General features: G+C 59.7%; 14 protein-coding genes. 9 read left to right on the top strand and 5 right to left on the bottom strand.

Translation table 11 applies throughout. The features are described from left to right. Nucleotides 1-58: 58 nt before the first annotated feature. The gene (gene hemB / locus NAT49_RS08730; RefSeq protein ID WP_251593280.1) at nucleotides 59-1033 is read left to right on the top strand and encodes a porphobilinogen synthase; all 975 of its coding nucleotides are present in this window, start codon (nucleotides 59-61) and stop codon (nucleotides 1031-1033) included. 89 nt (nucleotides 1034-1122) lie between these two features. On the opposite strand, the gene NAT49_RS08725 is transcribed toward hemB, so the two are convergent. Further along, entirely contained in the window at nucleotides 1123-2397 is a 1275-nt protein-coding gene (locus NAT49_RS08725; RefSeq protein ID WP_251593278.1) for an MFS transporter, read from the bottom strand. A 174-nt stretch (nucleotides 2398-2571) separates the two neighbouring features. Here NAT49_RS08725 and NAT49_RS08720 point away from each other — a divergent pair, with 174 nt between their 5' ends. Beyond that, nucleotides 2572-3465 (top strand): LysR substrate-binding domain-containing protein, encoded by an 894-nt coding sequence (locus tag NAT49_RS08720; protein WP_251593276.1) that lies wholly within the window; start codon nucleotides 2572-2574, stop codon nucleotides 3463-3465. A 10-nt stretch (nucleotides 3466-3475) separates the two neighbouring features. On the opposite strand, the gene NAT49_RS08715 is transcribed toward NAT49_RS08720, so the two are convergent. Beyond that, nucleotides 3476-4156 (bottom strand): FMN-dependent NADH-azoreductase, encoded by a 681-nt coding sequence (locus NAT49_RS08715; protein WP_251593274.1) that lies wholly within the window; start codon nucleotides 4154-4156, stop codon nucleotides 3476-3478. Nucleotides 4157-4651: 495 nt separating this feature from the next. On the opposite strand from NAT49_RS08715, the gene NAT49_RS08710 reads away from it, so the two are divergent. The 7 genes from NAT49_RS08710 to NAT49_RS08680 all read left to right on the top strand — a co-directional run bounded on the left by NAT49_RS08710 (nucleotide 4652) and on the right by NAT49_RS08680 (nucleotide 12152). Next, the gene (locus NAT49_RS08710; protein WP_251593272.1) at nucleotides 4652-6307 is read left to right on the top strand and encodes a methyl-accepting chemotaxis protein; all 1656 of its coding nucleotides are present in this window, start codon (nucleotides 4652-4654) and stop codon (nucleotides 6305-6307) included. Nucleotides 6308-6491: 184 nt separating this feature from the next. After that, nucleotides 6492-6710, top strand: coding sequence for a DUF2835 family protein (locus tag NAT49_RS08705; protein WP_251593263.1), 219 nt, complete (start codon nucleotides 6492-6494; stop codon nucleotides 6708-6710). Between the two features lie 6 nt (nucleotides 6711-6716). After that, nucleotides 6717-8015: an FRG domain-containing protein gene (locus tag NAT49_RS08700; RefSeq protein WP_251593261.1), complete on the top strand. Its 1299-nt coding sequence runs from the start codon at nucleotides 6717-6719 to the stop codon at nucleotides 8013-8015. An 89-nt stretch (nucleotides 8016-8104) separates the two neighbouring features. Continuing rightward, nucleotides 8105-10303 carry an OsmC domain/YcaO domain-containing protein gene (locus NAT49_RS08695; protein ID WP_251593259.1) on the top strand — a complete coding sequence of 733 codons (2199 nt, stop codon included), beginning with the start codon at nucleotides 8105-8107 and terminating at the stop codon, nucleotides 10301-10303. A 347-nt stretch (nucleotides 10304-10650) separates the two neighbouring features. Continuing rightward, a complete protein-coding gene (locus NAT49_RS08690) occupies nucleotides 10651-11301 on the top strand; it encodes a hypothetical protein (protein ID WP_251593257.1) in 651 nt (216 codons plus the stop codon). Further along, complete coding sequence (locus NAT49_RS08685; RefSeq protein ID WP_251593255.1) at nucleotides 11302-12006, top strand: hypothetical protein; 705 nt, start codon at nucleotides 11302-11304, stop codon at nucleotides 12004-12006. A 17-nt stretch (nucleotides 12007-12023) separates the two neighbouring features. Then, entirely contained in the window at nucleotides 12024-12152 is a 129-nt protein-coding gene (locus tag NAT49_RS08680) for a DUF1826 domain-containing protein (protein ID WP_251593253.1), read from the top strand. Nucleotides 12153-12182: 30 nt separating this feature from the next. Here the strand turns inward: NAT49_RS08680 and nirD are convergent, their stop codons facing one another. Genes nirD through NAT49_RS08665 form a run of 3 tightly spaced genes read right to left on the bottom strand, consistent with a single transcriptional unit; the run spans nucleotide 12183 to nucleotide 16407 of the window. Then, on the bottom strand, nucleotides 12183-12578 hold the full coding sequence (gene nirD / locus NAT49_RS08675) for a nitrite reductase small subunit NirD (protein ID WP_251593251.1): 396 nt from the start codon (nucleotides 12576-12578) through the stop codon (nucleotides 12183-12185). After that, entirely contained in the window at nucleotides 12575-15178 is a 2604-nt protein-coding gene (gene nirB / locus NAT49_RS08670; protein ID WP_285836065.1) for a nitrite reductase large subunit NirB, read from the bottom strand. The genes nirD and nirB overlap by 4 nt, the downstream gene beginning before the upstream one ends. Then, nucleotides 15175-16407, bottom strand: coding sequence for an NAD(P)/FAD-dependent oxidoreductase (locus tag NAT49_RS08665; RefSeq protein ID WP_251593249.1), 1233 nt, complete (start codon nucleotides 16405-16407; stop codon nucleotides 15175-15177). Before NAT49_RS08665 ends, nirB begins: the two co-directional genes overlap by 4 nt. Between the last annotated feature and the right edge of the window lie 39 nt (nucleotides 16408-16446).

Here is a 16446-nt window from a genome sequence, read left to right as displayed (position 1 = left end):
TCAGGCCCGACGTTTTTTCATGACCCGCAACGCTTTTCATGACCCGCAAGGAGGTCTCATGCCGGCCCAGTTTCCGCAGGCCCGTCTTCGTCGTTTGCGCTCGAGCGACGCCCTTCGCAACATCGTTCGCGAAACATCCCTCAGTGCGGAGCATCTGGTGTATCCGATCTTCGTCGAGGAGGAGACCGATGAGTACACCCCCATCGAAGGCATGCCGGGCCAGTACCGCGTGCCCGAAAGCAAGCTCGGTGAGGAAGCCCGCCGCCTGAGCGCGCTGGGGCTCAAGAGCATCATGCCGTTCGGGATTTCCCACAACAAGGATGAGACCGGCAGCGACGCGCTCAGGGAAGACGGCATGGTGGCGCGCATGGTGCGCACCATCAAGGAAGCCGCGCCGGAGCTGGTGGTGATTCCGGACATCTGCTTCTGCGAATACACCTGCCACGGTCACTGCGGCATCCTGAAGGGCAACACCGTCGACAACGACCGCACCATCAAGAACCTTGGCATCCAGGCGGTGCAGGCGGCGAAAGCCGGCGCCGACATTATCGCGCCGTCGTCTGCGCAGGATGGCCAGGTCGCGGCGATTCGCGCTGCACTCGATGAAGCGGGCTTTACCGACATCCCCATCATGGCCTACTCGACCAAGCTCGCCTCGGCGCTTTACGGCCCGTTCCGTGAAGCCGCCGGCACCGAGCTGAAAGGCGATCGCAAGACCTACCAGATGGACCCGATGAACCGCCGCGAAGCGCTCAGAGAGTCGCTGGCCGATGAGGCCGAAGGCGCGGATTTCCTGATGGTGAAGCCGGCGCTGGCTTACTTGGACATCATGGCCGACATTCGCCGCAACAGCCTGCTGCCGCTGGTGGCCTATCAGGTCAGCGGGGAATACGCGATGATCAAGTTCGCCGCGGCGCAGGGCGTGATCGATGAATCCGCCGTGATACGCGAAACGCTTGGCTCCATGCGCCGCGCTGGCGCCGATCTGATCATGACCTACTTCGCCCCGCAGCTTCTGGAAGAAGGGCTGTAAGCACGTAGAGGCGTTCGCCACTCATGAAAACGCCGCGCATTTGCGCGGCGTTTTTGTGTCTGGCTGTGGTGGCGTAACTGCTTTGGCCCCTAAGTGGCGGACTTGGAGCGAAGGTGGGAAAGCGCCGGCAGGCGAAAGAGTATGAGCAGCGCGAAAGCGCTTGCCAGCGGAAAGCTCGCCAGCACCCACCAGGGCAGCCCGGCCTCGGGCGCAGGTGAAAGCGCGCCATCGAGCAGATCCCCCGCGAGCGCGTTACCAAGCAGCACCGCAATGCCGCCGGCCGAGGCCAGCGCCCCGTAATACACCCCAAGCGGTTTATCGCCGGCAAAGCCCGGAATCAGATCCATTGCCACCGGCCGCACGATCATCTGGGCAATGGCGATGGCGCTGACCATCGCCGCCGCCGGCCACAGCTTGAGCCAGCCCTCGGCCGGCGCGTGCGGCGCCGCCCACGCCACTGCGGAAAAGCCGACGACGTACACCAGGAACCCCAGCGGCAGGCTGATGGCCGGGCCGACGTGGCGCGCCAGCCGGTTGATCGGCAGTTGAAGGGTAATGACCAGGGCGGAGACCAGCATGAACATCATCGCAAGCGCGCCTTCATCGGCGCCGACCCGCTCGAGTTCCACCGGCATCGCCAGATAAAGCTGGTTGTAGCTCAAAAGCGCGGTGCTGTAGATCACGATGAACGCCAGAAACTGCGGGTTGTGGAACACGTGCCACCACGAGGCCTGCGCCTCCCCGGTCTGGGTGGTGGTAGCGCCTGCCGGCAGCGCCCGGCCAAGCACAAAGAACATGACCACGAACACCAGCGCACCTGCCAGCGACACCAGCTGGAAGCTTATATCCAGCAAAAGCGCCCCGAGCACCGGCCCCATCACCGCACCGCATTCCCCCCAGATCGCGAGCCTGGCAAACAAGGTCGAGCGAGACTGGCCGCCTCTGGCCTCGCTTTCGCTGCCGGCCAGCGCCAAAAGCGCCGAGACCGCCGGTGAAAACAGCGCGCTTCCGGCCCCGGTCAGGCACGCGCCGATCACGATCATGGAAAGTGATTCGGAAAAGCCCAGCATCAAAAAGCCGGCGGTTCGAATCAGACAGCCCAGCAGGATGATGCGCCGCGGCCCGAGCGCGTCCGAGAGCGCCCCGCCGAACACGAAAAGCCCCTGCTGGGAAAAGGTACGAATGCCCAGCACCATGCCGACCAGCGCGCCCGCCATCGCGAGGTTATCGCGCAGGTGAATCGCCAGAAACGGCAACACCATGTAGAACCCGGCGTTGAAGATCAGCTGGCTTGCGAGCAAAAGCCGCGGGTTGACCGTCGGCGCGGACGAGGGCGGGCCGGAGGCGGCCGAGGAAGACGTCACATCACGCTCCAGAGCAGAAAAATGGATCAAGGCATTGGCCGCAGAGACAGGCCGCGGCGGACTATAGCAAAAAAGCGCCCCAGCATGACGAGGCAGGCTTGTGTTCGCTCGTCTCGTAGTCGAAGCTTGTGCCACCGTTCGTCGCTCGCGACGCTACTTGCTTGGAGGGCTTTCATGAAAACGCCACCACTGACTGCCGTTCGGGCGTTCGAGACGGTTGCGCGCCACCTGAGTTTCACTCAGGCCGCACAGGAGCTTTCGGTCACTGTAACCGCCGTGAGCCAGCAGGTACGTCAGCTTGAAGAGGTGCTTGGCCACCAATTGTTCACGCGCCGGGGCAACCGCATCGAGCTGACAACCATTGGTGCTTCGATCTATCCCGACGTTCATGCAGGCCTAGACATGATCGCTCGGCCCTTTGCCGCGCTCATGGCTGTGCCCGGTGGTGGCAGTGTCAGGCTCACCGCCACCCGTGCTTTCGCCGAGCGCTGGCTGATGCCTCGTCTCGAGCGATTTAGTCACATTTACCCGGAAATCGTCGTACATATCGAAGCCCTTGAAGATGGCATCGATTTGTCCTCGTCCGACGTCGATCTGGCGATCCGTTACGGGCCCGCGCCAGCCCGGGGGGAGGAGATCCATCTGGCGTGCGATCGCTACATCGCCGTCACTCGGCCGAGCACCGAGGAAGGTCTGGTCTCGAAAGCGCTTGGCCGCCGATCGCTACTGGCATTCAAGTGGAAAAACACCGACCTCGACGCGCCCAGTTGGTCTCAGTGGTTCAAGGCCGCCGGCATGCCAGCCGCCGCCGAAGCTCGGGTGGCCTGGTACAGCGAGGAGACTCTGGCCTTCCACGCTGCCGAGCGTGGTTTGGGGGTGCTTTTGTGCAGTGATCTGCTTGCCGGGGGCGCCCTTGAGGCACGCCGTCTACAGCGCCTCGTGGGCCCGGCGCTGCCCGGCTTTAACTTTCGGCTGGTGCCGCCACCGGTCGCTAAGCGCACCCGGGCCACAGCGTGTTTCACTCGCTGGCTGCGTGACGAATTTGCCCGACCCGCGCAAACGCTGTGACCCGACGCGGTCATGTCGATGCATGGGCGGGCCGGGGTGATGTAGCAAGCAGCAGGGTATCGGCCAGAGCGGGAATGGCGTTAAAGGCCGCCTCGACCGAGGCCGCATGGCGGTCGTCTCGGAACTCCTGATAGTCGATGCCGAGCTGGAGCATCCGTTCGACCCCCAGATAGTGCGCGCAGGTTCGAATGTGGGGCGCCAGATGATTCTTGTGGGCGTTGATGCCGCCTGGCTCAAAGCCGAATTCGCCGTTAGAGGTTAAAAGCACTAGCGTCTTGTTCGTGAGCACGGGTGCCAGCGGTGCATCGCCTCGCGCCAGATCGAACGTGAATGTTTTGTCGAGCCGGATCACGGCATCGAACCAGGCCTTCAGCGGACCCGGCATGCCGTAGTTGTACATGGGTGCGCCCAGCACGATCACATCGGCGGCCTTTAGCTCCTCGATCAGTACCTCGGAGTGCGCAAGCACGGCCTGCTGCGTCGTCGTTCGCTCGGCCTCAGCGGTGAATGCTGCCGTAACCCACTCGCTGGAGATCAGCGGCGGCGGGTTGGCACCGATGTCTCGCGATATGATAAGGCTTTCAGGGGCGCGTGCCAGCACTGCATCTATTACGGCGCGGGACAGGCGTTTGGTCAGTGAACGGCTGGAATCGGGCTGTACGCTGGAATCGATATGCAAAAATGTTGGCATGGTAAGGCTTCCCTTGGAATGTGCTGGATTGGTACGAGTGCAATTAAGCCGCGGGAGCGGTAAGGCGTCGATCCAGTAAATCTTCAAAAGAATCAAGCCAGGCTTCATCGCCGGTAACCTCCAATAAGGGCTTTCTTCCTCGGAACGCTTTCGCCTTCCTTAAAACCAAACCGTCAGCATGCGCAAACTCGACCTTCAACTTAAGTCTTGCCAGTTATGGCCGTATTTAGAAATAGCGATAAGTAAACTTGGTATAAAGTTTTGTTTTATTAGGACTTTATAAAAAGGCTTGCTTATGTGTTTGGCAACATAACACCGACAGGCGAGGGCGCATCCGCCCACGTACAACGCCTGCACTTTGATCGTCGTTTCCTCTTGAAACGCCGAAGGCCACCCCAGCGCGGCACTATCTGCCCCTGCCCTGTACGTACGTATTACCGCTCATCTACCCCTGAGTCGGCGCATCTACGCGAACCGAGTCGCTTTGGAGGCACCATGAAGCTTAAGAATCTATCCATCAGCAAACAGATCGGGCTGGGTTTTCTGGTCGCGGTTCTGTTTTTAGGGCTCAGTGGCCTCGTAAGCTCAATGAGCCTGCGCGCGGCCAACGACAACATGGAGTCGATGTACCGTGACCGCATCGTGCCCCTCAAGGAACTCAAGATCATCGCGGATGCTTACGCCGTCGATGTGATCGATGCGGTCAACAAGGCCAACGCCGGGATCATGAGCGCCGAAGACGCACTGGGCGCCGTGAAAAATGCCCGAGGCGTGATCGCAAGCCACTGGGGCACCTACATGCAGACAACGCTCACGGCGCAGGAAGCGGCCAAGGCAAGTGAGGCCGAAGCGCGGTTCGTGGAGGCCAACCGGGCGCTGGACGCCCTGGAAACCACCCTCGGCAGCCTTTCAGGGCAGGTGGCGGGCCAGCTCGACGCGCAGGATGGGGCGCTGTACGCCTCGATCGACCCGATCAGCAACGTCATCGGTGAGCTGATCGATATTCAGCTCGTCGCGGCGCAGGCCGTGATGGCGCGCAGCACCGCCCAGTTCGAGCACGCCATGCTCATCACGCTGGTGCTCGGTATTCTCGCCATCGTGATTTCGATTGTGGTGGGTGTTGTGGTTACCCGCGGCATTACCCGGCCGCTCGGCCAGGCCGTCGAGCAGGCAAAAGCGGTGGCGAGTGGTGATCTCACCACCACCGTCGAGCCGCGCTCCACCAACGAGCTCGGCCAGCTTCTGCGCGCCCAGCAGGAGATGGTGGAAGGCCTTGCCGGTGTGGTCACCAACGTGCGCCGCAACGCCGAAAGCGTCGCCGCTGCCAGCGCCCAGATCGCGCAGGGCAATGATGACTTGAGCCAGCGCACCATGATGCAGTCCTCCGCGCTCGAGGAGAGCTCGGCCTCGATGGAAGAAATGGGCTCGAGTGCCACCCAGAACGCCGACAACACCGAGACCGCAAGCCAGCTCACCGTCAATGCCAGCGCAACTGCGCGTCAGGGCGGCGATGTGGTGAGCGAGGTCGTCGTGACCATGCAGGAGATCAACGAAAGCAGCACCCAGATCAGCGACATCGTCGCCGTGATCGAAGGCATCGCCTTCCAGACCAACATTCTGGCGCTGAACGCCTCGGTGGAAGCCGCCCGCGCCGGGGAACAGGGCCGTGGCTTCGCGGTGGTGGCAAGCGAAGTACGTGAGCTCGCCCAGCGAAGCTCAAACGCCGCCAAGGAGATCAAGGCCCTGATCGAGGTGAGCGTCGAGCGGGTCGGCAAGGGCACAAACCTTGTGGACGACGCCGGCCGCACCATGGGTGAAATCGTCACCTCCATTCAGCGCGTGAGCGATATTGTTGGCGAAATCAGCGGCGCCAGCCGCGAGCAGAGTTCGGCGATCGGGCAGGTCAGCCAGGCCATCACCCAGCTTGACCACACCACCCAGCAAAACGCCGCTCTGGTCGAGGAATCCGCCGCCGCTGCCGCAAGCCTTCGAAGCCAGGCCGACGAGCTCGTCGCTGCGGTTGCGCAGTTCAGGCTCAGCGCGCACGACTACACCGGCGGCGGCACCGCACCTTCAAGCCCTAGCAGAAGTAATGCGGTAAGGCCGTCTACATCGCGCGCCAGCGCCCGGCCGGCCCCGGCCCATGCCTAAGGGCTTTGGTTAGACGTTCAGCAAAGGGAGCGATCACTGATCGCTCCCTTTTTTTATGGGCGCTCAAACGGGCTACTCACATGTGGCCTTCATCCATGGTCGAATGGCCGATAAATGCACTCGCTCTAAAGTAGACCCCGCCCGTGCCGATAGAGCCCGGATCATTACGTTACCAGGCGCCGCCATGCCCCACGTCGATATTTCCCTCTCGCTCACGCTCGATCAGTGCCGCCGCTACTACGCCGGCCACGCCGACTGGATCGACGCCCGCAGCCTTGACGGCCGCCGCGTGCGCTTTCCCGCGAGGGCGCTGCATCGAATCGTCGGGCCGAATGGCGTGCGTGGGGTGTATCGGTTAGTGTTTGATGAAAGTGGTGTCTATATAAGTATCAATAGGAATTAAGCCCCTATGTATAACCTGATTATAAAGTATAATCATGAAATAAAATGTGGTTTTATCGATATAGATAAGAGTCGTTTTTTAGAGTATACAGAGGAAAAGTTAGTTGAGAAATATAAGAATCTTAACGAAAGTGATATCCTGAGTTTAAGAGATTATCCGTGTTTGATCGCTTCTGAAGGCGCTGGTTCAAAATTTTATGTGGTAAAAATAGAAAGCATAGAAAGAAACTATAGTTTTTTTAGAGTTTCATATGAGGTTTTGAGTGGTTTAAATTACGATTTGGTTGAGTCGATTTCAGATGTATTAGATATTAAGTTTAGAGGGGGTGAGGTTTATAGAACACATTGGGCCTTAAAGAGTGTTGATCTCAAAAAGGTTCAAGCGGTACAAGATGCTATTTCTGATTTTTCAGATGATCTGATTGATAATGAGTTCGGAGAAGATTTAGAGGTTTATCTAGATAAGATAGAATCTTTGAGTGACTTCATAGAGTTTTTGTCGAAGCTAGAAAGTAGTAAAGATTATGAGTGGTATTTTAGAGGGCAAGCATCTTCAGGCTATCAGCTAACTCCCTCTCTATTTAGAGTTAACGAGGAATCTATTCTTAATAAAGAAAAAGAGTATGAGCTATGTAATGAAATTTTGATAGCTAACCACAAGGATTTCGAAAAAGATGGTTGTGCCTTCGATAAGTTAGTAAGAATGCAGCATTACTCATTGCCTACTAGACTTTTAGATATTACATCAAACCCATTGGTTGCTTTGTATTTTGCTTGCTCTGAAGTTGAAGATAGTGCTGGAGAAGTTTTCGTTTTTAAAGTTCTTAATAATGAGGTTAAATATCCCGAGTCGGATTCGGTAAGTTGTATTTCTAATTTGTATAACTTGAGGTTTTTAGAAAAAGAAAAAATAGTTGCCTCTATTGATGATAGTGAATCATCCTCAGGCGTTGATGTGGCAAATATTTTGGACAGGTTAGCGGGCTTTGTTAAGCATGAGAAACCTTTCTTTGAAAATAGAATTAAATCGGATAACCTAAATAAGATATTTTTTGTAAAGCCTAGGATGTCTGATTCTCGTATAATTGCCCAGTCGGGCGCATTTTTTATTTTTGGTGAGAATGCGTTTTTAGAGGGAACAGAAAATTTTTCAATCAGGAAAATATGTATAAAGGGTAAGGATAAAAATAAAATAATAAAGCAATTAGACAAAGTTGGCATTAATGAAAAATTTCTCTTCCCATATATAGAAAGAACTTCAAAATATTTAAAAGAAAAGCACACCGGACCCGTCAGAAGAGAGTAAACACTCCCCCAAGACATCCCCCCCTCAAATCCGGATAATGGCGGGCAATTCGCCCCGAGCGACACCCGTCACCAACCCGGTTCTACCTCATGGAAATCAAGGTCAACTACCTCGACAACCTCCGACAGGAGGCGAAGTTCGATGACTTCACCGTCATCACCGACCAGCCGATCCGCTACAAGGGCGATGGCTCCGCGCCCGGCCCGTTCGATTACTTTCTGGCGTCCTCTGCCTTGTGCGCGGCGTACTTCGTGCGCGTGTACTGCAACGCCCGCGAGATTCCGACCGAGAACATCAGGCTCTCCCAGAACAACATCGTTGACCCGGAAAACCGCTACAACCAGATCTTCCGCATTCAGGTCGAGCTGCCGGACGACATCTCCGAAAAAGACCGCACCGGCATTCTGCGCTCCATCGAGCGCTGCTCGGTCAAGCGAGTAATCCAGAATAACCCCGAGTTCCAGATCGAAGTGGTCGAGAACATCGACGAGGATGCTCAGGCGTTGCTGATGGGCGGTTCTGTCGATAACGAAGGGGAGCGCGCCAGCACCTGGATCGAAGGCAAGGATCTGCCGCTGGAGCAGACCATCGCCAACATGACCGGCATCCTCGAGCGCCTCGGCATGAAGATCGAGATCGCATCCTGGCGCAACATCGTGCCGAACGTGTGGTCGCTGCACATCCGCGATGCGGCGTCCCCCATGTGCTTCACCAACGGCAAGGGCTCGACCAAGGAAGCCGCGCTGTGCTCGGCGCTGGGCGAGTTCATCGAGCGGCTCTCCTGCAACTTCTTCTATAACGACCAGTTCTTCGGCCCCGAGATCGCCGGCAGCGATTTCGTTCATTACCCCAGCGAGCGCTGGTTCCAGCCGGGGCCGGATGACGCCCTGCCGGAAGGGCTTCTGGACGATCACTGCCTCGAGCTTTTCAACCCGGAGGGCGAGCTCAAGGCCTCGCACCTGATCGATACCAATTCCGGGCGGGCGGATCGTGGCATCGTCGCGCTGCCGTTCACCCGCCACTCCGATGGCGAGACGGTCTGGTTCCCCTCGAACCTGATCGAGAACCTGTATCTGAGTAACGGCATGAGCGCGGGCAACACGCGTGCGGAAGCGCAGGTGCAGTGCCTCTCCGAAATCTTCGAGCGGGCGGTGAAGCGCCAGATCATCGAGCAGGAAATCGCGCTGCCGGACGTACCGGAAGAAGTAATTGCGCGTTACCCCGGCATCAAGGCCGGCATCGATGCGCTGGAAGCCCAGGGCTTTCCGGTGCTGGTGAAGGATGCATCATTAGGCGGGCGTTATCCGGTCGCGTGCGTGACGCTGATGAACCCGCGCACCGGCGGCGTGTTCGCCTCTTTCGGCGCCCACCCGAGCCTTCAGGTCGCGATCGAGCGCAGCCTGACCGAGCTTCTACAGGGCCGCAGCTTCGAGGGCATGGACGACCTGCCCCAGCCGACCTTCAACTCCCAGGCGGTGGCGGAGCCGAACAACTTCGTCGAGCACTTCATTGATTCCTCCGGCGTGGTCTCCTGGCGTTTCTTCAGCGCCCGCGCGGATGTCGAATTCTGCGACTGGGATTTCTCCGGTGAGACCCGTGACGAGGCCGAGCGGCTGTTCGGTATTCTCGCGGAAGACGGCCATGAAGCGTACGTCACTCACCACGACGACCTCGGCGCACCGGTGTGCCGCATTCTGGTGCCGGGCTATTCCGAGGTGTACCCGGTGGACGATCTGGTGTGGGACAACACCAACATGGCGCTCACCTACCGCGAAGACATCCTGAACCTGCACGCGCTGGAGGAAGATCAGCTCGCGGACCTGCTTCAGCGGCTGGAGGAAAGCGAACTCGACGAGCAGATGAAGATCGTCACGCTGATCGGCATCGAGTTCGACGACAACACCGTTTGGTCCGAGCTGACCATTGCCGAGCTGAAGCTCCTCATCAGCCTCGACCTCGGCCAGTACGAGGATGCGCTCGACCGCACGCAGATGTTCCTGCAGTTCAACGACAACACCCGCGACCGCGGCCTCTTTTATCAGGCCCTCACCGCCGTGCTCGAGATATTGCTGGATGACGAACTGGAGTTCGAGGACTACCACCGAAACCTTGTGCGCATGTTCGGTGAGGAAAAGATCAACGCCGCCGTCGGCTCCATCAACGGCGACGTGCGGTTTTACGGGCTCACCGAGACCAATATGAACCTCGACGGCATTGATCGGCATCAGCGGCTGATCACGAGTTACCAGAAGCTGCATGCGTGGCGGGCGGCAAAGGCCAAAAACTGATGACCGCTTCATCATGTTGCATACAGTGCCCACTTTCGAGTGGGCACTGTTGTCTTTAATGATTGAGTCAAGTTTCACCCTATTTGATATTTTTTGGGAAAAGGCTTCTGACATCGCTGGTCAGAAAGCTCATAACGGCCTTTCATGACTCGCTCCTGTTCAATGAACAGGACAGCGTAGCAACCATAATCTTTCAGACAGAAGACAGTACCTGCCTCCGCTTGCAGCGTTAGACCACAAGTTGCTGCTATATCTTTCTGCTCTGTAATTATTTGTTGACATTTCTGCTTTTTTTGGACGATCTTGTCCCTTGTCCTAGGACGCAGGACGAGCGTGGGTGGAGAAAAATGAAAGGTCAAGAATTAGGTTTGCTTTTAAAGCTGGTTGCTCTAAACGATAGAGAGGCTCAAGAGCACGAAAAAGTGTCACTCAAGGAGTTTCGGGCGCTGCCTCAAGACTGGTGTGACTGGACCGAGGGGGACAATGAAGATTACACCCTCACAGCGTATTACGAGTATGGTCAAAACGCCGACAGCTATACCGTGCGAGCCCTCGCCCGAGCTACAAGCATAAGTAAAAGCCAAATCTCACTGGCTTTACAGAACTGCCAAGGCATGGGGCTTATTCGGAAGGATCGGGTGACAGGGCTACCTCGAGTCAATCGCCAAGCTTTGCACAACTTCATTGTCCATGCGGCGAGATATGTGTTTCCGGTCAAGCCCGGGCCTCTTGCACGCGGCATTGCGACAACGTTCGCCTCACCAGCGTTGGAAGGCGAGCTGTTCAGCTCTGGTGAGCTGATCATGGTCTGGCCGGATGCTCGCGGAAACAGCCAGGGACAGTCCATTGAGCCTTTGTTCAAGGGCGTGCCCCATGCGGTACGCCGGGATCGTGATCTATATGCAATGCTGGCGCTGGTGGATACCATCCGCCTAGGACGCCCGCGTGAGAGCAAACTTGCTACAGAAAAGCTGGCAACGTATCTAAGGATCGGATGAATGAGTCTATTCGAGAATCAACGCTCTATGCTGCGCACGGTGGCAGAAGCACTGGGAGACACATTGCTCGAACAAGTGGCCTTCGTGGGAGGCTGCACGACCGGACTGCTTTTGACTGATGACTTCACACGAGGGCAGGTCCGCAGTACCGACGATGTTGACATCATTGTCAGCGTGATGAGCTATATAGCTCTAAGTAATTTCAAGGATGAAATGAAAAAGCGAGGATTTACCGAATCCTCTTTGGAGGATGGCCCCATGCCAATCTGCGCCATGAAGTTGGGTGATCTTCGCGTGGACTTGATGCCGGATGATAGTAGCGTATTGGGTTTCAGCAACAAGTGGTATCAACTCGCTCTCGAAACGGCTGAGTACAGGGCGCTGGATGACACCATCTCCATCCGCGTGGTTAGCCCCCCACTGTTTGCGGCTACCAAACTGGAGGCTTATAAGGGGCGGGGTAACAACAACCCTCTGGAAAGCCACGATCTCGAAGACATTCTGAACCTGGTAGATGGCCGTATTGAACTGGTCGATGAGATTCAGGCTGTGCAACCCGACGATCTACGCGACTACATTGCCTGCGAGTTCAAAGCCCTACATGCTCATGACGATTTTGGCTACGCCGTACAGAGCCAGGCTTGCGGAGACGCAGACCGGGCAGAAGTAATCTATGAAAGGTGGGAGGCCATTATTCGGGTGTAGCCGATACGCCTCAATGAATGAGGCGATGTGCTCGCGCTTTCACTGCGACCGGCTGGGTCGGCAGTGAAGACCGGGCGCTGGTGCACCGAAGCCCGAACGTCGCCCCCGGGCAGTCGCGGCTGGTGCTGACCATCGACCCGGCCTGATCGGGCTATTCGATCTCAAGGACGGCCGGCTTACTTCGTTTCCTCGCTCGTTTTCGTCTCGAGTACCACGGCGTCGCCGTCAAAGCGCACCGGCCAGACGGTCAGGGGCTGCTCGGAGTCTTCGAGACAGACCCCATCGCGCAGCCGAAAGTGCTGCTTGTAGATCGGCGAGGCCACCACCCGCTCGCCGCCCACATTGCCCACGATGCCGCGTCCGATCACATTGGCGCCGGAAAACGGATCGTGGTTATCCACCGCGTAGAGTGCCTCGGACCGATCCGGTACGTCGGTATCCCGGGGCTGACCGGGCAGATAAAACAGCGCGATCTGATGGCCGTCATGCCAGGCCACCACGCCGGAGTGGGCGACCAGATCCCGGCGGTGGCAGAGCGTAATGGTGGCGTGGTGCGCGGTGAGTGTGCTCATGAGGTCACCTCCACCGTCAGGGCCGCGATTTCCTCAGGTCGGGCCGGGCGCGGTTGGTCACGCTCGGAGACGGCAATGATGTCCGGGTCGCGGCGCTGATCGTTCACAAACGTTCTAAAGCGCTTGAGCTTGTCCGGGTCCTTGAGGGCGTTGGCCCACTCGCATTCGTACTGATCGACTACGTGCTGCATCTGGCGCTCCAGCGCCTCGCAAAGGCCCAGGCTGTCATTGATGATGACGTCCTTCAGGTAGTCGAGCCCGCCTTCGAGGTTTTCGCGCCACACCGAGGTGCGCTGCAGCCGGTCGGCGGTGCGGATGTAGAACATCAAAAAGCGGTCGATCAGTCTGAGCAGGGTGGCGTCGTCCAGGTCGGTCGCGAACAGCTCGGCGTGGCGCGGGCGCATGCCGCCGTTGCCGCAGACATAGAGGTTCCAGCCGTGCTCGGTGGCGATCACGCCGACATCCTTGCTCTGGGCCTCGGCGCACTCGCGGGTGCAGCCGGACACCGCGAACTTGAGCTTGTGCGGCGAGCGCAGGCCCTTGTAGCGGTTCTCGATGGTGAGCGCCATGGCGACGCTGTCCTGCACGCCGTAACGACACCAGGTGTTGCCGACGCAGGATTTCACCGTGCGGGTCGATTTGCCGTAGGCGTGGCCGGTCTCGAACCCGGCCTCGATCAGCTCGCGCCAGATCTCCGGCAGATCCTGCAGCTCGGCGCCGAACAAATCGATGCGCTGGCCGCCGGTGATCTTGGTGTAGAGCGCATATTTCTTTGCCACCGCGCCGATGGCGATCAATTTGTCGGGGGTGATTTCGCCGCCCGGAATGCGCGGCACCACCGAATAGGTGCCGTTTTTCTGCATGTTGGCCATGAAGGTGTCGTTGGTGTCCTGCAGCGGCACCAGCGACGGGTCGGTGATCGGGGCGTTCCAGCAGGACGCCAGAATCGAGGCCACCGCCGGCTTGCAGATATCGCAGCCAAGCTCGCCCTTGCCGTGTCGTGAGTGAAGCGCCTCGAAGCTTTTGATGCCCTCGACCCGAATCAGGCCGTAGAGCTCCTGGCGGGTGTAGGCGAAGTGCTCGCACAGGCTTCTGTCGACCTCGATGCCGCGACTTTCCAGCTCATGCTCGAACACCTGCTTGAGGAGCGCCGTGCAGCCGCCGCAGCCGGTGCTGGCGCGGGTCTCGGCCTTGAGCGTTCCAAGGTCACCGCAGCCGCCCTCGACGGCCTGACACACCGCCCCCTTGGTGACGTTGTGACAGGAGCAGATCATCGCGGTCTCGGGCAGGGCATCGGCGCCAAGCGTCGGCGCCCCCTCGCTGTGCGGCAGAATCAGGCTCGCCGGGTCCTCCGGCAGCGCGATGCCGTTTTGTACGTACTGCAGCAGGGTGTCGTAATAGCGGTTGTCACCGACCAGCACCGCGCCGATTGCGGTCCTGCCGTCGGCGGAGACGACGAGTCGGCGATAACCGTGATTGGCCTCGTCGATGTAGCGATAGCTTACGGCGCCTTCGGTGGTGGCGTGGGCATCGCCGATCGAGCCGACATCGACCCCGAGCAGCTTGAGCTTGGTCGACATGTCGGCCCCGGTGAACGATGCGCCTTCAAGGCCTGCCAGCGAACCGGCCACGGTGCGGGCCATGGTGTAGCCCGGAGCGACCAGTCCAAACAGGCGCCCGCTCCAGAGCGCGCACTCGCCGATGGCGTAGATCGATGGGTCGGAGGTGACACAGGTGTCATCGATCACGATGCCGCCGCGCTCGCCCAGGGTCAGCCCGCTTTCGCGTGCCAGCCGATCCTGCGGGCGAATGCCGGCGGAGAACACGATCAGATCGGTCTCGAGCGGCTCGTGATCCCTGAAATGCATGCAGTAGCGATGGCGCTCGCCGCGGGTGATCTCGGTGGTGGCGTGATCGACATGCACGTGCACCCCGAGCGCTTCAATCTGACGCTTGAGCGCCCGGCCGCCCTCGTCGTCGAGCTGCACCGGCATCAAGCGCGGCGCGAACTCGACCACATGCGCCTCGAGCCCGAGCGAGGTCAGCGCATTGGCCGCTTCCAGCCCCAGCAGCCCACCGCCGATCACCACACCGCGCCGCTGGTCGCTCTCGGCCACGCCAGCGGCGGCCTCACGGATGCGGTCAAGATCGTCCAGCGTGCGATAGACCAGCCCGGCGTGGCCAGTGCCGTCATCCACGGTGGGAATCTGCGGCACGAACGGGTAGGAGCCGGTGGCCAGCACCAGTCGGTCGTAGGCGTGATCGCCACGTTCTGTGGTGACGGTTTGGGCGTGACGGTCGATCGACAGTACGTGCTCACCCAGATGCAGCGCGATGCCGTGGCGGGCGCAGAAGTCGGCGTCGCCGAGCGACAGCGCCTCGGCGTCGCGGCCGCTGAAGTACTCCGAAAGGTGTACTCGGTCGTAGGCGCGGTGGCGCTCCTCGCCGAAGACCGTGATGGCAAGGCGCTTGTGGACGCCGTGCTCGACCAACTGCTCCAGAAAGTAATGGCCGACCATGCCGTTGCCGATGACGATCAGTCGCGGCATTGATGAGGCGTCGGCGTCATGGGGTGTCGGATGGATGTTGGGCGTGTTCATGCAACCTCCTCAAGGCGTTGAATGGCGTCATGGGCGCCGAAAATCAGCAGGGCGCGGGCCTTGCCCAGCGCGGTGTCGGTGGTGGCGAGGCGAAAGAGTTCCGGGCCGTCGCGGGTGTCGCCGTAGAGGACGGCACCCTTGATGCGGTCGTTGTCGATCAAAAGCCGGCGGTAATCGCCGTGTTCGGGGTCGGCATAGGTCAGCGTCTCCAGGCCCTCGCTCGGCTCGACCGGGCCGAAGGCGTAGAGATCGATGCCGGCGACCTTGAGCCGGGTCGGGGAGGGGAGCGTCTGGTAGGGCGCGGGCGTCCGGTGGCACAGCACATCGACCAGCGTCTCGACCTGCTGCCAGATCGGCTCGACCAGCCCGATGGTGGCCCCATCTACCTCGGCGCATTCGCCGAGGGCGAAAATGGCCGGGTCCCGGGTGGCCAGATGCTCATCGACGCAGATGCCGCGACTCACCTCAAGACCGGCGAGCCGGCCAAGTGTCGCGTTCGGCGTGATGCCGGCGGCCACCACCACGCAGTCAGCCGGGAGCGTGCGGCCATCGCGCAGGGTCAGCGAGCGCACGTTGCCGTTCGAGTCGCCATCAAACCGGGCAAGCTCGGCGCCGGTGTTGATCGTGATGCCGCGCCGGGTCAGGGTCTGCTCAAGCCAGCCGGCAGCCACGGCGTCGAGCTGGCGGTTCATCAATCGGTCGCTTCGCTGCAGCACGGTGACGTGCACGCCGAGCTTTCGAAGCCCTTCCGCGGCTTCAAGCCCCAGCAGGCCGCCACCGATCACGACTGCGTTGGATCCGGGGGCTTGCTGTCTCAGCCACTCGCCGTCCTCCACCGTTCGAAACGTACCGACGTTGCCAAGCTGGATGCCTGGCACCTCGGGCAGCGTCGGCCGGGCGCCGGTGGCGATGACCAGCCGGTCGTAGTGCAGGCGCTCGCCGGACTCGAGCGTGAGGGTGTGGCTTGAACGGTCGATATCGATTACCCGTGCCCCCGGTCGGCATTCGACGCCCTCGGCGACCATGGCGGGCAGGGCGAGCTCATCGCGACCCAGCTCACCGGCCAGCCAGGGGGAGAGCAGAATGCGGTTATAGGCGTGTGAGGCTTCCTCGCCGAGTACCGTGATGCGGGCCGGGCGATCCTTTCGGGCCAGCAGCGTGGTGACCAGCCGGTGCCCGGCCATGCCGTTGCCGATGACGACGAGGTGCGTGTCGGTGTCGCGTGTCATGTCGATCTCCCGTAGAGGGTGCGTGTGGGCAGCCGAAGC

The organism is Larsenimonas suaedae, from assembly GCF_023712105.1.
GTDB classification, from domain to species: Bacteria; Pseudomonadota; Gammaproteobacteria; order Pseudomonadales; family Halomonadaceae; genus Larsenimonas; species Larsenimonas suaedae.
Note: the sequence above shows the minus strand (reverse complement) of the source record. Positions and strands in the feature narration are given on the sequence as shown.

Excerpts from the sequence above, each read along its gene's own strand:
- hemB (WP_251593280.1), top strand. The coding sequence starts at position 59 with ATGCCGGCCCAGTTTCCGCAGGCCCGTCTTCGTCGTTTGCGCTCGAGC.
- NAT49_RS08720 (WP_251593276.1), top strand. The coding sequence starts at position 2,572 with ATGAAAACGCCACCACTGACTGCCGTTCGGGCGTTCGAGACGGTTGCG.
- NAT49_RS08715 (WP_251593274.1), bottom strand. The coding sequence starts at position 4,156 with ATGCCAACATTTTTGCATATCGATTCCAGCGTACAGCCCGATTCCAGC.
- NAT49_RS08710 (WP_251593272.1), top strand. The coding sequence starts at position 4,652 with ATGAAGCTTAAGAATCTATCCATCAGCAAACAGATCGGGCTGGGTTTT.
- NAT49_RS08705 (WP_251593263.1), top strand. The coding sequence starts at position 6,492 with ATGCCCCACGTCGATATTTCCCTCTCGCTCACGCTCGATCAGTGCCGC.
- NAT49_RS08700 (WP_251593261.1), top strand. The coding sequence starts at position 6,717 with ATGTATAACCTGATTATAAAGTATAATCATGAAATAAAATGTGGTTTT.
- NAT49_RS08695 (WP_251593259.1), top strand. The coding sequence starts at position 8,105 with ATGGAAATCAAGGTCAACTACCTCGACAACCTCCGACAGGAGGCGAAG.
- NAT49_RS08690 (WP_251593257.1), top strand. The coding sequence starts at position 10,651 with ATGAAAGGTCAAGAATTAGGTTTGCTTTTAAAGCTGGTTGCTCTAAAC.
- NAT49_RS08685 (WP_251593255.1), top strand. The coding sequence starts at position 11,302 with ATGAGTCTATTCGAGAATCAACGCTCTATGCTGCGCACGGTGGCAGAA.
- NAT49_RS08680 (WP_251593253.1), top strand. The coding sequence starts at position 12,024 with ATGAGGCGATGTGCTCGCGCTTTCACTGCGACCGGCTGGGTCGGCAGT.
- nirD (WP_251593251.1), bottom strand. The coding sequence starts at position 12,578 with ATGAGCACACTCACCGCGCACCACGCCACCATTACGCTCTGCCACCGC.
- nirB (WP_285836065.1), bottom strand. The coding sequence starts at position 15,178 with ATGAACACGCCCAACATCCATCCGACACCCCATGACGCCGACGCCTCA.
- NAT49_RS08665 (WP_251593249.1), bottom strand. The coding sequence starts at position 16,407 with ATGACACGCGACACCGACACGCACCTCGTCGTCATCGGCAACGGCATG.